The 14,865-nt window shown below is 69.7% G+C and carries 15 protein-coding genes; 7 read left to right on the top strand and 8 right to left on the bottom strand.

Features of this window, described 5'->3' with window-relative positions:
- The first annotated feature begins 68 nt into the window (after positions 1–68).
- The 7 genes from ABFX50_RS31665 (at position 69) to ABFX50_RS31635 (ending at position 7,797) form a co-directional block, all read left to right on the top strand.
- A complete protein-coding gene (locus ABFX50_RS31665) occupies positions 69–3,452 on the top strand; it encodes a sensor histidine kinase (RefSeq protein ID WP_346151473.1) in 3,384 nt (1,127 codons plus the stop codon).
- Complete coding sequence (locus ABFX50_RS31660; RefSeq protein WP_183648763.1) at positions 3,449–3,871, top strand: roadblock/LC7 domain-containing protein; 423 nt, start codon at positions 3,449–3,451, stop codon at positions 3,869–3,871. The genes ABFX50_RS31665 and ABFX50_RS31660 overlap by 4 nt, the downstream gene beginning before the upstream one ends.
- A gap of 106 nt (positions 3,872–3,977) precedes the next feature.
- Positions 3,978–4,304, top strand: a complete 327-nt coding sequence (locus tag ABFX50_RS31655; protein ID WP_221241885.1) for a DUF742 domain-containing protein — start codon at positions 3,978–3,980, stop codon at positions 4,302–4,304.
- 72 nt (positions 4,305–4,376) lie between these two features.
- Entirely contained in the window at positions 4,377–4,955 is a 579-nt protein-coding gene (locus ABFX50_RS31650; RefSeq protein WP_183648757.1) for a GTP-binding protein, read from the top strand.
- Positions 4,956–5,009: 54 nt separating this feature from the next.
- A complete protein-coding gene (locus ABFX50_RS31645) occupies positions 5,010–6,341 on the top strand; it encodes an aldehyde dehydrogenase family protein (protein WP_346151470.1) in 1,332 nt (443 codons plus the stop codon).
- A gap of 2 nt (positions 6,342–6,343) precedes the next feature.
- The gene (locus ABFX50_RS31640) at positions 6,344–6,787 is read left to right on the top strand and encodes a DUF3598 domain-containing protein (protein ID WP_183648751.1); all 444 of its coding nucleotides are present in this window, start codon (positions 6,344–6,346) and stop codon (positions 6,785–6,787) included.
- A complete protein-coding gene (locus ABFX50_RS31635; protein ID WP_346151468.1) occupies positions 6,784–7,797 on the top strand; it encodes a nitrilase-related carbon-nitrogen hydrolase in 1,014 nt (337 codons plus the stop codon). Before ABFX50_RS31640 ends, ABFX50_RS31635 begins: the two co-directional genes overlap by 4 nt.
- Here ABFX50_RS31635 and ABFX50_RS31630 read toward each other — a convergent pair.
- From ABFX50_RS31630 to ABFX50_RS31595, 8 genes are all read right to left on the bottom strand, one after another.
- Positions 7,766–8,506 (bottom strand): ABC transporter permease, encoded by a 741-nt coding sequence (locus ABFX50_RS31630; protein ID WP_346151466.1) that lies wholly within the window; start codon positions 8,504–8,506, stop codon positions 7,766–7,768. The genes ABFX50_RS31635 and ABFX50_RS31630 overlap by 32 nt on opposite strands.
- On the bottom strand, positions 8,503–9,237 hold the full coding sequence (locus tag ABFX50_RS31625) for an ABC transporter permease (protein ID WP_346151464.1): 735 nt from the start codon (positions 9,235–9,237) through the stop codon (positions 8,503–8,505). Before ABFX50_RS31625 ends, ABFX50_RS31630 begins: the two co-directional genes overlap by 4 nt.
- Positions 9,234–10,184: an ABC transporter substrate-binding protein gene (locus tag ABFX50_RS31620; RefSeq protein WP_346151462.1), complete on the bottom strand. Its 951-nt coding sequence runs from the start codon at positions 10,182–10,184 to the stop codon at positions 9,234–9,236. The genes ABFX50_RS31625 and ABFX50_RS31620 overlap by 4 nt, the downstream gene beginning before the upstream one ends.
- A complete protein-coding gene (locus tag ABFX50_RS31615) occupies positions 10,181–10,954 on the bottom strand; it encodes an ABC transporter ATP-binding protein (protein WP_183648740.1) in 774 nt (257 codons plus the stop codon). The genes ABFX50_RS31620 and ABFX50_RS31615 overlap by 4 nt, the downstream gene beginning before the upstream one ends.
- A gap of 181 nt (positions 10,955–11,135) precedes the next feature.
- Positions 11,136–12,140, bottom strand: coding sequence for a methyltransferase (locus ABFX50_RS31610; RefSeq protein WP_346151459.1), 1,005 nt, complete (start codon positions 12,138–12,140; stop codon positions 11,136–11,138).
- 19 nt (positions 12,141–12,159) lie between these two features.
- A complete protein-coding gene (locus ABFX50_RS31605; RefSeq protein ID WP_312895587.1) occupies positions 12,160–12,939 on the bottom strand; it encodes an ABC transporter permease in 780 nt (259 codons plus the stop codon).
- A complete protein-coding gene (locus ABFX50_RS31600; RefSeq protein WP_183648734.1) occupies positions 12,936–13,709 on the bottom strand; it encodes an ABC transporter permease in 774 nt (257 codons plus the stop codon). Before ABFX50_RS31600 ends, ABFX50_RS31605 begins: the two co-directional genes overlap by 4 nt.
- Positions 13,706–14,686 carry an ABC transporter substrate-binding protein gene (locus ABFX50_RS31595; RefSeq protein WP_246451990.1) on the bottom strand — a complete coding sequence of 327 codons (981 nt, stop codon included), beginning with the start codon at positions 14,684–14,686 and terminating at the stop codon, positions 13,706–13,708. Before ABFX50_RS31595 ends, ABFX50_RS31600 begins: the two co-directional genes overlap by 4 nt.
- Positions 14,687–14,865 lie beyond the last annotated feature (179 nt).

The following is a 14,865-nucleotide window of genomic DNA, read 5'->3' as shown; positions in this document are numbered from 1 at the left end:
TGGAATCCCATGCGCCACATGCGTGTCAGAGATTTTCGAGCACGTATGGCGAGAGGTTGCGAGACTCTGTGAGGACGGATAACCCCCGGCACGCCGCCCCGGGGGAGGACACAGGAAAGAAGCCCAGGTCGGGCAGTCGTTTCCAGCTGGGCAACTGGCGGGTGCGATCGCGCCTCATCCTGCTCATCCTGATCCCCACGGTCGTGGGCGTCCTCCTCGCCGGGATCCAGCTGGCCAACTCCATCGGCACCGCCGCCGAGTACCGCCGCCTGACCCAGGTGGCCGAGCTCGTGCAGCGGCTCGGCGCGCTCTCCCACGAGCTGGGCAAGGAGCGGGCGCTCACCGCCTGGTACATCGCCGACAACCGGCGCGTGCGGCGCCTGGCGGCGCTGCGCAACCAGCGCGACGTGGTCGACGCCGAGAAGAAGAAGGTGCTCGCCAGCACCACGGCCATCGACGACGCGCACTCCGCCCGCGTGCGCCAGGAGGTCGACGACGCCAGCCGATGGCTGAACGGCCTCGACGGCCTGCGCGACTCGATCGCCGGCGACAGCGACAGCGTGCCCGCCCGAGCGGCGATCAAAACGTTCACCTCGATGATCGACGTCATGGAGGGGCTGCAGAGCGAGCTGATCGCCTCGGGCAACAACGACCGCCTGCTCGGTGACGCCACCGCGCTCGGCGCGATCGAGCGCGCCAAGGAGGAGGTCTCCCGCCAGCAGGTCATCCTGCTCGTCGCGCAGATCGAGCGGAGCCTCGACTACGACGACCTGTCGGACTTCCTCGGCTCGTGGAACGCCCAGCAGGGCGAGCTCGCCGTCTACGACACCGAGGCCTCGGCCGACGACCTCGCCTTCTACCGCAAGACGGTCAGGGGTCAGGAGATCGACCGCGCCGACGCCATGCGCCAGCGCGCGCTGGCCCAGATGCGCGAGTACAAGCAGATCCGCGACCTCGACATCACCTCGCGCCGTGACCTCCAGCTCTGGTACGACAGCACCGAGCAGACCGTCGACGCCATGCGCAAGGTCGAGACCCAGCTGGCCGCCTCCATCGTGGCCCAGACCAGGGTGCTGAGCGACGCCGAGCAGCGCGACGCCATCATCTCCGGCGCGGTCATCCTCGTCCTGCTGGTGCTCGTGCTGGTGATCACCACCGGGGTGGCCGGCTCGCTGGTCCGCCCGCTGCGCAGGCTGCGCGCCGAGGCCCTGGAGGTGGCGGGCAGCCGCCTGCCCGACACGGTCCGCGCGCTGCGCGAGTCGGGCGACGGCGCCGTCATCCCCGAGGTCCCCTCCATCGGCGTGCTCACCCGCGACGAGATCGGGGAAGTGGCCAGGGCCTTCGACGAGGTCCACCGCGAGGCCGTACGGCTGGCGGGCGACGAGGCCAAGCTGCGCGCCAACGTCAACGCGATGTTCGTCAACCTCTCGCGCCGCAGCCAGACCCTCGTCGAGCGGCAGCTGTCGCTCATCGAGGGCCTGGAGAACGGCGAAGAGGACGAGCAGCGTCTGTCCAACCTCTTCAAGCTCGACCACCTGGCCACCCGCATGCGCCGCAACAGCGAGAACCTCCTGGTCCTCGCCGGCCAGGAGGCCGCGCGCAAGTGGACCGAGCCGGTCGAGCTGGTCGACATCGCCCGCGCCTCCCTGTCGGAGGTCGAAGGGTACGAGCGGGTCAACATCCAGGTGCCAACCGGCACCATGGTGGCAGGCCCCGCCGTCACCGACGTCGTCCACCTGCTCGCCGAGCTGATCGAGAACTCCATCTCCTTCTCGCCCCGCGAGACCAAGGTCAGCGTCTCCAGCAACCGCACCGAGGGCGGCGTCATGGTCGCGGTCGTCGACCTCGGCATCGGCATGACCGCCGACGAGGTCGCGCAGGCCAACTGGCGCCTTGCCAACCCGCCGGTCGTGGACGTGTCGGTCTCGCGCCGCATGGGCCTGTTCGTGGTCGGCCGCCTGGCCCTGCGCCACGGCATCAAGGTGCAGCTGCGCTCGCAGCCGACCGGTGGCGTCACCGCGCTGGTGGTGCTGCCCGACACCCTGCTGGTGTCCGCGTCGGCTCCCGCGCAGACCGGCTTCCCCTACCAGCAGACGCAGAGCTCCTACAGCCCGTTCGACTCGCCCGTGCTGGCGGCGCCCGTGGCGCAGTTCGGCATGGACACCCCGGACGTGCGGGCCTTCGAGGAGCCGATGCACACCCCGTGGCCCGGGGTGCTGCCTCCCGCCGAGGGCGAGTCCGCCTGGCCTCCGCTGGACGAGGAGCGCTCCTTCGGCACGCAGGGCGGCAACCCGTCCAGCAACGGCGGCCCCGCCGCCGGCGGCGTGCCGTCCGTGAACGGGTTCGCCGGCGCCCCCGACAGCGGGTTCGGCGACAGGTTCTCCGACGCCGGCTTCTCCGACAGCGGTTTCTCCGACGGCGGGTTCCCCACCGACAGGGGCGGCTCCTCCACCGGAGCGTTCCCCACGGACAGAGGCGGCTCGTCCACCGGGTTCCCCGCCGACAGGGGTGGCTCCTCCACCGGAGCCTTCCCCACCGACAGGGGTGGCTCGTCCGCGGGCGCGTTCTCCGACAGTGGTTACTCCGACAGCGGGTTCTCCGACAGCGGGTTCTCGGACAGCGGCTTCGCCGACAGCGGGTGGCCGTCGGCCGCCCCGAGTCAGGCCGAGCCGACCTTCGACCCGTTCGCCAGGAGCCTGCCCGAGCCCGAGCCCAGGCCGATGGACGCCTTCGGCCGCCCGCCCGAGTTCGAGACCAGGCAGGCGCCGGGTCAGGACCTCCCGCGCAGGGAGCCCTCCGACACCTCCGGCTTCCACGCGCAGGACTCCACGGCGACGTTCGGCAGGGTCGGCCAGGAGCCGCAGGGCGGCTTCATGGGGCTGCCGGAGCCCGACATGACAGGCCCGCTTCCCGTCGTGCGCACCTCGCCCATGGACGAGGACGGCGAGGAGTTCCTGCCGATCTTCTCCTCCGTCGGTTCCGACTGGTTCCGCAGACCCGACCCCGAGGAACTGAAGGCCGCCAAGGACGAGGCGCCGGCCCAGCCGGCCGCCCGTCGTCAGCCGCAGGCCGAGGAGCAGGCCGAGCAGGCCCCGCGCGGTCAGCAGCAGGCGCAGAGCATGCGTGAGGCGCGTCCGCAGGGACTGCCGCAGCGCAGGCCTGGCCAGAGCGCGCCGGCGACCCCGCCCTCGTGGTCCTCTCCTGCCGACAGCGGCTTCCAGGCGGCCCGCGCCGCCGCGGAGCCCGCCCAGGGCGGCACCACGGCCTCCGGTCTGCCGCGCAGGGTTCCGAAGGCCAACCTGGTCCCCGGTACGGCGAGCGCGGCGGAGAGCGTCGCGCCAGAACCGGCGGCACCGATCTCGCCCGACCGGGTGCGCAGCCGTCTGTCCAGCTTCCAGCAGGGAGTCAGGCAGGGCCGCGAGTTCACCCGCGAGAACAAGGAGGAGCAATGAGAGAGCTGAGTCAGGGCGCCAGGGGCGTCAACTGGCTGATCACCGACTTCGTGAACAACGTGCCAGGTGTGGCCCACACCGTGGTGGTGTCGTCCGACGGTCTGCCACTGGCCTACTCCGAGGGCTTCCCCAAGGACAGGGCCGACCAGCTCGCCGCGGTGGCCTCGGGTGTGATCAGCCTGACCCAGGGGGCGGCCAGGGTTTTCGAGGGCGGCATGGTCACCCAGACGGTGATCGAGATGCAGCGCGGCCTTTTGATGATCATGTCCATCAGTGATGGTTCGTGCCTGGCGGTCCTCGCCGCCGCCGACTGCGACATGGGTCTGGTGGCCTACCAGATGACGCTGCTCGTGGAGCGTGCGGGACAGGTGCTCACGCCTGCCGTACGCGCCGAGCTGCAGGCGACACGCCCTCGCTAGTCGGATGTGAGATGGGGGACAGGAGAAGGCTGTGACAGATCAGGGTTGGGCTGGTGATAACAATCAGGGGCGACAACCTGCCCCGCGCCCGCAGGGGTCGAGCTCTCTGGTCAGGCCGTATGCCGTGACCGGAGGGCGCACGGCGCCGCGGGTGAAGTTCGCGATGGAGGCGCTGGTCTCCTCGGCGACCTCCGAACATCGCGACCTCTCTCTCCTCAGTCCGGAGTACCAAGCGATCATCCAGTTGTGCCGATCGGTCAGATCGGTAGCGGAAGTCTCCGCCCTTTTACGAGTTCCGCTCGGCATCACCCGGGTGCTGATCGCGGACATGGCGTCCGAGGGCCTGATCCGCGTGCACCAGCCGCAGCTGGAAGCGGGTAAGCCGGATCTCAACCTGCTCGAAAGGGTGCTCAGTGGACTTCGTAGGCTCTAGTGTCAACGGGAAATGCGCGACATTGACCGCCATCGCCTGCCTCAGCCGGCTCGAACCTCACCTGGCGGACCGATGAGCACGTTCCCTGTTGAAGGCGGCCTCACCTCGACGAAGATCGTCGTCGCTGGCGGCTTCGGTGTGGGCAAGACGACGTTCGTGGGTGCGGTGTCGGAGATCCTGCCGCTCACCACCGAGGCGGTCATGACCGACGCGTCGGCGCACATCGACGACGTGTCGCTCACGCCGAACAAGACGACCACCACGGTGGCGATGGACTTCGGCAGGGTCTCGCTCGACCGCGACCTGATCCTGTACCTGTTCGGCACGCCGGGCCAGCACCGGTTCTGGTTCATGTGGGACGACCTGGTGCGCGGCGCGATCGGCGCCGTGGTGCTGGTCGACACCCGCAGGCTGGCCGACAGCTTCCCCGCCATCGACTACTTCGAGGAGGCGAAGCTGCCGTTCGTGGTCGGAATCAACGGCTGGGACGGCCAGTACCTCCACGCGGAGGAGGAGATCAGGGAGGCGCTGACCCTCTCGCCGCACATCCCGCTCGTGCGCCTGGACGCCAGGTCGCGCGAGTCGGTGAAGAGCACGCTGATCACTCTGGTGGAGCACGCTCTCACGAGCCACGTGGGACCGCGCCGCTGACCCGAGAGAACCGGTGGTGATCCGCCGTCCCTGCGGCTATTGTCGGCTCTGATCATGGTGGTGAACCCGCTCCCAGGTGAGCCAGACCGGCCGCTGTCGCCGCCGTCGGCCGAGGAACTGGCCGCGACGGCCCATACGCTGCGCTCGCGGTCGGCGGCCTGGCGCGCGGCCGACCGCGGCCGGGCGCTGACCGCCTTCGGCGCGGCCGTCGCGCGTGACGAGGACCTGCTCGAAGCGCTGGTCGCCGACACGGGCAGGCGCGCGGAGTCCGAGCTCGAACGGCGCGCCGTGGCCGCCACCGTCGACAGATGGGTACGGCAGGCTCCCGCCCTCCTGGCCGACAGGCCCGACGAGCCCTCGGCGCTGCCCGGCATCGTGGTGGGCGGCGAGGCGGTGCCGTACGAGCTGGTGGGTGTGATCAGCCCGTGGAACTTCCCGCTGCTGCTCGGCCTCATCGACGCCGTCCCCGCGCTGGCGGCGGGGTGCGCGGTGCTGGTCAAGCCCAGCGAGCTGACGCCCAGGTTCGTCGAGCCGCTCATGCGGCTGGTCCCCGCCGAGCTGCCCCTGCGGGTGGTCGAGGGAGACGCGGAGACGGGCAGGTCCCTGGTGGGTCTGGTCGACGCGGTGGTGTTCACCGGCAGCGTCGCCACAGGCAGGCAGGTGGCCGAGGCGGCCGCCCGCGCCTTCATCCCCGCCTTCCTCGAACTGGGCGGCAAGGACCCCGCGATCGTGCTGGCGGGAGCCGACCTCGACCGTGCCTCCTCGGCGATCCTGCGCGGCGGCACCGCCAACGCGGGACAGGCCTGCCAGTCGATCGAACGCGTCTATGTGGCCCGCGAGGTCTTCGACGACTTCCTGCGCCTGCTGGTGGCCAAGGCCGCGAAGGCTCCCGCGGGGCCCCTGGTCACGACCGGCGTCATCCCCGAGCACCTGGCCGACGCCGTCGCCAGGGGAGCGGTCGTGCGCACAGGCGGTGAGATCGAGCGGCGCGAAGGGTGGCACTGGCTGCGTCCCACGGTGCTGACCGGCGTGGACCACACCATGCGGGTGATGACGGAGGAGACCTTCGGCCCGATCCTGCCCGTGATGCCGTTCGACGGCGTCGACGAGGCGGTCGAGCTGGCCAACGACTCCGACTACGGCCTGTCGGCCGCCGTCTTCGCCGCCACCGAGCAGGAGGCGAGGGCGGTGGCCTCCAGGCTGAGAGCCGGCGCGGTCAGCGTCAACGACGCCGCGCTGACCGCCTTCGTCCACGAGGGCGAGAAAGACTCCTTCAACCTCTCGGGCCTCGGCGGCTCGCGGATGGGCCCCGCCTCCATCGGCCGCTTCGTCAGGCGCCGAGCCCACCTGGTGAACAGGTCACCCCGATCCGTCTGGAGCGTGTAGCGATGGGACTTCGCGCGGAGATGCCGCTGCTGGCCAGGCACGAAGGCGAGTGGGAGGGCACCTACCTCCATCTCGGCCGCGACGGCGGCGTGCTCGACTCGCACCGCTCGCGCATCACCTGCTCGATCGTCGGCGACGCCGCCTACCACCAGGTCAACGAGTACACCTGGGACGACGGCAGGCGCGAGGTGCACGAGTTCCCCGGCGCCTATCTCGGCGGCGGGCGCTGCGCCTTCGACACCGAGCGCATCAGCGGCGAGTTCTGGGAGGTCGACGCCTCCACGATCTACCTCAACTGGGTCTACAAGGCCGAGGGCGAGGACCTCAAGCTGTTCGAGCTGATCGTGCTGAGCGACGACGGCGGCACCCGAAGCAGGGTGTGGCAGTGGATCAGGTCAGGCGAGTGCATCAGGCGCACGCTGATCGACGAGAAGCGAGTCGGGTGAGCGCCTACCGGGCGCTGGCCCTGCAGGTCCGCACCCAGGCGGTGAACGGCGCGGCCGACCCGCGCGCGCTCATGCGCGCGGCGATCGGCTCGATCGCCGCGCAGACGGCGGCCGCCAAGGCCTGGATCGGGCCCGACCTGCGGCTGGTCCTCCTGCCCGAGTACGTGCTGACCGGCTTTCCCTTCGGCGAGAGCGTCGAGGAGTGGCGGGCCAGGGCGGCCGTCGCGCCGGGCGGGCCCGAGTACCAGGCGCTGGCCGAGATCGCCAAGGCGCAGGACGTGTACCTGTGCGTCAACGCCTACGAGAGCGATCCGCACTTCCCCGAGCTGTTCTTCCAGGCCACCGTCATCCTCGGCCCCGCCGGCGAGGACGTGCTGCGCTACCGGCGGCTGCACTCGATGTTCTCCCCCTCGCCCTACGACGTCTGGGAACGCTACCTCGACGTCTACGGGCTCGACGCCGTGCTGCCCGTCGCCCGCACCGAACTCGGCAACCTCGCGGTGATCGCCTCGGAGGAGATCCTCTTCCCCGAGCTGGCCAGGGCGCTGGCGCTCAGGGGCGCGGAGGTCTTCTGCCATCCGACCTCCGAGGCCTCCTCTCCCTCGCTCACGCCGAAGGCGATCGCCAGGCGGGCCAGGGCGATAGAGAACCTCGCCTACGTGGTCTCGGCCAACAGCGGCGGCCTGGCGGGGCTGCCCATACCGGGCGACTCCACCAGCGGGGGCTCGGAGGTGCTCGACTTCGAGGGCCGTCCGCTGGCGCAGGCCGGTCAGGGGGAGTCGCTGGTGGCCGCCGCCGAGCTCGACCTGGCCGCGCTGCGCCGCTTCCGCCGCCGCCCTGGCATGGGCAACCTGCTGTCCAGGGTGAAGCCCGCACTCTGGGCCGAGGAGTACGGCTGGCACGACGTCGAGCGCCCCAACGGGCTGGCCTCGTCCGCGCCGTCGCGGCAGTGGTTCGCCGAGCGGCAGAAGGAGGCGATCAGGCGGCTGTACGGCCCCGATGCCACCTGAGCGCCCTGCGCTCCACCGCCAGGAAGAGCCCGTTCAGCATCACGCCGAGCACGCCGAGCAGCACGATGCCCGCCCACATCGCGGGGATGTCGACGCTGCCCTCCGCCTCGCGCATCCGGTGCCCGATGCCCTCGCTGCTGGCGTACAGCTCCGAGATCACCATCATGATCAGCGCGAGCGCCACGCTGAGCCGCAGCCCCGCGAAGATCTTCGGCGCCGCCGCGGCCAGCACGACCCGCCAGCGGGGCAGGTGGAAGACCTGGGCGGTGTCCAGGTACTGGGTGTCGACGTGGCGGGCGCCGTCCATCGAGTTGACGAGCACCGGCCACAGCACGCCGTAGACGATCGCGGCCAGCTGGATGGGGGTGCCGACCTTGAAGAACACCAGGAACACCGGCAGCAGGGCGGCGGGCGGCACCGACCTGCCGAAGTGGACTATCGGCTCCACCAGCTTGGCCAGCAGCGGCGAGCGGCCGAGCAGCACGCCGAGCGCGACGCCCGCCGCGGCGGCCAGCGCCCAGCCGACGGCCAGCCTGGCCAGGCTCGGCACCAGGTCGGCGGCGACGTCCTCGGTCGCGGCCATCTCGCGCATCCTGGCCAGGATGGTGGAGGGCGGAGGGAAGTAGACCGCTCCCGCGGAGCGGGTGGCCACCTCCCACGCGAGCGCCGCGACGGGGATCAGCCAGTACCAGGCCAGGCGCCTGATCATGTGGCCCACCTCCAGCGCAGCAGCCGTCGCTCCGCCGCGGTGAACAGCGCGTTGGCGGCGAGGCCGAGCGCTCCCGCCCAGACGGTGGCGGCGAGCATCCTGTCCACCCTGTTGGCGCTGCCCGCCTGCACCAGGTAGGCGCCGATCCCGCCGCCGCCTCCGGCGAGGAGCTCCACGCTGACGGCCACGATGAGGGTCACGGAGATCGCGATGCGCACGCCCGTCGCGATGAACGGCGCGGTGCTCGGCAGCGAGACGCGCCACAGCACGGCCATGGGGCCGAAGCCGAAGCCGCGCAGGGTGTCCTTGGCGATCGGGTCGACGTCGGCCAGGCCGTACATCGTGTTGATGAGCAGGGGCCACGAGCAGGTGTAGACGATCAGCGCGATCTTGGCGTCGTGGCTGTCGGTATAGAGGAACATCGCCAGCGGGATGAGCGACAGCGAGGGGATCGGCCGCAGGAACTCCACCAGCGGCCGCACCGACCGCTCGACCGCGGGCACCGTGCCGAGCAGCAGCCCGGCGGGGACGGCCGTGACCACCGCGATCAGCAGGCCCGCCGCGCAGGCGCTCAGCGTGGCTCCCACGTCGGACAGGAAGGAGCCGTCCGCCGCGAGGCCCGCGGCCGTCACGAGCACCACGGACACGGGAGGCAGCGCCTCGATGAGTCCCAGGCGTCCCGCGGCCTCCAGCACGAGCAGGAAGCCGAGGACCCCCAGCGTTCTGATCATCCGATCTTGGACGGGATCATGGTGGTGACGTCGGGCTTGGACTTCAGATAGCCATAGCCGTGCAGCAGGTCGGCCAGCTTCTGGAAGCTGGCCTTGTCGACCTCGGCGGAGAACTCGCCCAGCTTCATCGCCGACGCCGCCGCCGCGGGGATCTGCGTGTAGGTGGGGATGACGGCGTTGATGGCGTTCCTGTCGGCGCTGGCGATCTGCTGCGCCTTGGCCAGCGCGCGGTGGAAGGCCGCGGCCGTCTTGGGGTTCTTGGTCAGCCACTCCTCCGACACGCCCCACGCGTCGAGCGGCAGGCCCGCCGTCGGCCCCGAGGTGGTGTCGATGACCTCGACCGCGCCGAGGTCCTTCCTGGCGGCCGTCAGGAACGGCTCCACCAGCCACGCGGCGTCGATCTTCTTGGTCGACAGAGCGGTCAGCTGGTCGGCGAAGGGCACCGCGGTGAACTTCACGTCGTCGGGCTTGAGCCCCGCCTGCTGCAGGTGGGCGTTCGTGACGGTCTGGCCGAGCGCCCTGAGCACGTTGACGCCGACGGTCTTGCCCTTGAGGTCGGCCGCCGTCCTGATGGGGGAGTCCTTGGGCACCACGACGCTGGCGATGCCGGGCGCGGCGGTCTGCACGTGCTGGAAGAGCCTCAGCTTGGCGGCGCCGGAGTCGTTGATGGCCAGCAGCGAGACGTAGCTGGTCAGGAAGGCGTCCATGCTGCCGTTGAGGATCTTCGGCATGACCGCCTGAGGGGCCTGGATGATCTCGGTCTTGACCGTCAGGCCCTCGGCCTTGAACAAGCCGTTCTTCTCGGCGATGAACAGCGGCGCGGAGGAGGGCACGGGGACCACGCCGACGGTCAGCGTCGTCTTCTCCTGTGCCGCCCCGCCGTCGCCGCCGCCGCAGGCGGTCACGCCGCTGACCAGGAGAACGAGAGCTAGGGCGGCTCGTTTCACGCAGGGGTCCTCTCGAGGCCGCGCACGAGGCGTCCGACCTCGGCGCGCAGGTGGACGAAGTCGGAGTGCTCGCGGGTGGTGATCTGGTCGCGCGGCGAGGCCAGCTCGACCTTCAGGTCGCCGACGACGTGTGCGGGGGCCTTGGACAGCACGACGACCCTGTCGCCGACGTAGACGCTCTCGTCGATGTCGTGGGTGATCAGCACGATGGTCATCTTGTGGTGCCCGCGCACCTGAAGGACCAGGTCCTCCAGGTCCTCCCTGGTCTGCGCGTCGACCGAGCCGAACGGCTCGTCCATCAGCATGAGCGCGGGCCGGTAGGCCAGGGCCCTGGCGATGGCCACCCGCTGCTGCATGCCGCCGGACAGCTGGAAGGGGTACTTCTTGCCGGCCTCCGCCAGCCCCACCGACTCCAGCGCCTCCTGGGCGGCCGCCCTGCGCTGTTGTTTGTCCATCTTCTTACGGCGCAGCGGCAGAGCCACGTTGTCGGCCACGGACATCCAGGGGAAGAGCGAGCGGCTGTAGTCCTGGAAGACGACCGCCAGGTTGTCGGGGGTCTGCTTGACCAGCTTGCCCTCGATGCGGACCTCGCCGCCCGTGGGCTGGATGAGGCCGGCGATGGAGCGCAGCAGTGTCGACTTGCCCGCGCCGGAAGGGCCGACGATGCACAGCAGCTCGCCCTCTGCGACGCTCAGATTCAGCCCCTCGATGGCGTGATGGGCGCCGGGTCCACTGCCGTAGACGTGGGAGAGGTTCGATATCTCAAGCACGGTGAATCCTCAGGCCGCAGGGGGGTCGAAAAACGTGATCCAGACTCTATCGGAGCGCCTTGGCCATGGACTATGGTCGCGCCCGGTTTGCTGCATTTACGAAATGTGCGGCTTTATGCCTAAGTAAATATGGCTCTCAGGCGCGAAGTCCCGAGAGCCACGTTTACCTGGACCTTTCCTGTCAGACGGGTACGGCCTCGACCAGGCTCGCTCCCGCCGAGAGGTCGAACACCTCGGTCAGCCTGAACCCGGTCTTCTCCAGCAGGACGGAGTACTCCTGCCCGGTGCGCTCGGTGCCGCCGTCGAACAGGGCGAGCATGCGCATGTCCATGTCCTTTCCGACATGGGGCTCGTCCTCGTCGGGCAGGACCATTTCCAGGATGAGCAGCCGCCCGTCCTCCCTGATGGCCTCCCTGACCCGGCGGAGAATGCGCTCGGCGTCCTGGTCGTCCCAGTTGTGCAGGATGCTCGCGAGGAGATACGCGTCGAAGCCCGCGGGCACCTGCGCGAAGAAGTCTCCGGCCAGGACCTCGCACCGCTCCATCAGGCCCTGCGCGGTGAGCGCCGCCGTCGCGCCGGGCACGACGTGATCGAGGTCGACGAGCACGCCGCGCATCCGCGGGTTGGCGTGCAGGACCGCCGCGAGGATGTGGCCCTTGCCGCCCGCCACGTCCACCAGCGTGTCGACCCGCGAGAAGTCGTAGCGCTCGGCGACCTGCTCGGCGAAGGGCATGGCGCGCGAGGTCATGTAGGTGTCGAAGATCTGGCCCACCTCGGGGTGCTGCCCGAGGCGCTGATAGAGGGGGCCGTACCGCTCGACGAACGCCGAACGGCCCTGTCGCACGGTGGTGGGGAGGTTGCCGAGGGCGTACCAGAAACTCTCCTCGGCGATCATCCGGACGGCCGGCAGCGTCGAGTCGGGTACGTCGGAGCGCAGGGACGAACCGTCGGCCGTCAACTCGTATCTGTCCTGCCCGACCGAGCGCACGATTCCCATGCCGGCCAGCTCGCGCAGCACCCGTCGCAGGGAGGGCGCGTGCGCGCCGCACCTGACGGCGAGCTCCTCGGCGTTCAACGGGCCCTCGGCCAGATGGTCGGCGCATCCCAGCTCCGCCATCGTGGCCAGCGCGGCGAACCTGGAGATGCCGGAGATCGACTCCCAGATGGGGCCGGCCGGATGGGACATGATTCCTCCAACACGGGATCTACAGTGTGCGCCTGGTGTGGTGGTGCCACACCAGGAGTCGTCGCTCGGCCACGGTGAACAGCGCGTTCACCAGGTAGCCGAGCAGACCGAGGAGCGCGATCGCGCCCCAGACGGTCGGGGTGTCGAAGCCGCGCTGCGCCTGCAGGAGCTGGTAGCCGATGCCGTCGGCGCTGCCGAACAGCTCGGAGATGACCATCAGGATGAGGGCGAGCGACAGGCTGAGGCGGAGCCCCGCGAAGATCTTCGGCGCCGCCGCGGGGATGACGACGTCGCGCAGCTGCTGCGCCCTGGTCAGGCCGAAGACGGTCGCGGTCTCGGTGTAGGTCCTGTCCACGCCCTTGGCGCCGTCGATGGAGTTGAGCAGCACCGGCCACACGACTCCGAAGACGATGGCGGCGACCTGCATCGCCAGACCCGCGTGCAGGAGCACCATGAGCAGCGGCAGCAGGAGCGGCGGCGGGATGACCCTGCCGAACTGGATGAGCGGTTCGACGTAGTCGGCCGCGGTGCGGGACCTGCCGATGAGCACGCCGAGGACCACGCCGAGCAGGGCGGCGAGGGTCCAGCCCATGAACATGCGGCCCAGGCTGGGCAGGATGTTCGCGATCGCGTCATCGGTCAGGAAGAGCCTGGTGACGGGCCCGGAGAACCACAGCTCGTGCATCCTCAGCACGATCGCGGAAGGCGGCGGGAAGTCGGTGTCCTGCGCCAGCCGGGTCGTCAGCTCCCACACGGCCACGACCAGCGGCACCAGCCACATGCGCTTGAGAGCGGTCACGTCGTCGCTCCGGTTCTGGCCTGGTGCCAATGGAAGAGCCGCCGTTCGGCGAGGACCAGCAGCGAGTTGGCCACCATGCCGATGATCCCGGCCCAGAACGTGGCGGCCAGGATGAGGTCGGTACGGTTGCCGCTGCCCGCCTGGATGACGAAGACGCCGATCCCGCCGGTGCCGCCCGCCAGCAGCTCGGCGCTGACCGCGAGGATCAGCGCGATGCCCGCGGCGATGCGCACGCCGGTGAGCATGAACGGCGCCGCGCTCGGCAGGCTGACCCTGCGCAGCACGTCGATGGCGCCGAAGCCGAAGCTGCGCAGCGACTCCTTGGCGAGGGGGTCGACGTCGTGCATGCCGTAGAGGGTGTTGATCAGTACAGGCCACAGCGAGGCGTAGACGATGACGGACACCTTCATCATCGAATCCACCGGGATCAACAGAATCGCCAGCGGGATGATGGCCACCGACGGGATCGGCCGCAGGAACTCCAGGAGGGGCCGGGTGGCACGCTCCACGGACGCCAGGCTTCCCAGGAGCACGCCGAGAGGAACGGCGATCACCACCGAGGCGATCAGCCCCAGCGCCCAGTTGGTGAGAGTGATCGCGACTCCGGACAGGAAGACGGGGTCGGCGAGCAGGCCCATCGCCTCCCACAGCACGAGCGAGGGCGGCGGGAAGACCACGTCATCGGTGAGCCCGAACCTGATGGTGAGCTCACCGACAATGAGGAACCCCGCGACGCCTGCGACGCCGCGGAGGATTCGCGCACTGATCATCCGCTGGCGCCGACCAGAATGGTCTTCACGTCGAGCGGGCTCTCGATGTACTTGTACTCGAGCATGAGGTCGGCGACGCGCTGAAGCCGGGTCGCGTTGAGCGAGGTCGGGAAGGTCCCGAGGGTGATCACCGACGCGGTCTTGGCGTCGATCTTGGTGTACTGGCCCAGCACCGCCTCGACCTCCTTGCGGTCGTTGGCCACGAGCTGCTGGGCCTTGGCGATGGCGCGCTGGAAGGCGGCCAGCGTCTTCGGGTTCTTCTGCACCCACTCGTCGGTCGCCATCCACGCGGCGATCGGCAGGTCGGCCGTCTGCCCCGACATCGTGTCGGCCAGCTTGCGGAAGCCGGACTGGCTCTGGGTGGCGGTGATGAACGGCTCGGTCATCCAGGCCGCGTCGCCCTGCCCCGTGCTGAGCGCGTTGGCCATGTCGGGGAAGGGCTTCTCGACGAACTTGACGTCGTCCTTCGTCAGGCCCGCCACCTTCAGGGTCGCCTCCACCGTGAGGGTGCCGATGTTCTTGAGGGTGTTGACCAGGACGGTCTTGCCCTTCAGGTCGGCGACGGAGTTGAGGGGGGAGTCCTTGGTGACCATGAGGTTGAAGGTGTTCGGCGCGGCCTGGTAGACGTCACCGACGACCTTGATCTTCTCGCCCTTGCTGGCGGCGAGGAAGGTCGAGACGTAGTTGGTGTGCGAGATGTCGAGCGCGCCGTTCTTGATCTGCGGGAGCGCGGCGGCACCGCCCTGGATGAGGACGGGCTCGACGGTGAGGCCCTCGGCCTTGAAGAAGCCCTTGGCGTTGGCGATGTAGAGGGCGGCGGGGTCGGGGATGGGAAGGGCGCCGACCTTGATGGTGGTCTTTTCCAGCCCCTTTCCTCCGGAGGGGGCGCTGGCCGTATCGGACCCACCGCAGGCGGCAAGGGTGAGCGCGGCCGCGATACCGAGAACGAGGGCGCGCGCGCGGACTGTGCGAGTCATGGAGGAGCTCCTGGGGGGGAAGCGTAAATGTCCGTTATGACGGGCGTGAAGCGTACAGGAGCGGGGATCTTCCCTGGAAGGCAAGCGCCCTGTATAGGAGCACATGCGCTAAAAAGGAAAGATTATGATATGTCGCTAATGTGGGGCTTGATGTACATAAGCGACTGAATGTCTGATTT

Source organism: Nonomuraea recticatena, assembly GCF_039533245.1.
Taxonomy (GTDB): domain Bacteria; phylum Actinomycetota; class Actinomycetes; order Streptosporangiales; family Streptosporangiaceae; genus Nonomuraea; species Nonomuraea roseola.
Note: the sequence above shows the minus strand (reverse complement) of the source record. Positions and strands in the feature narration are given on the sequence as shown.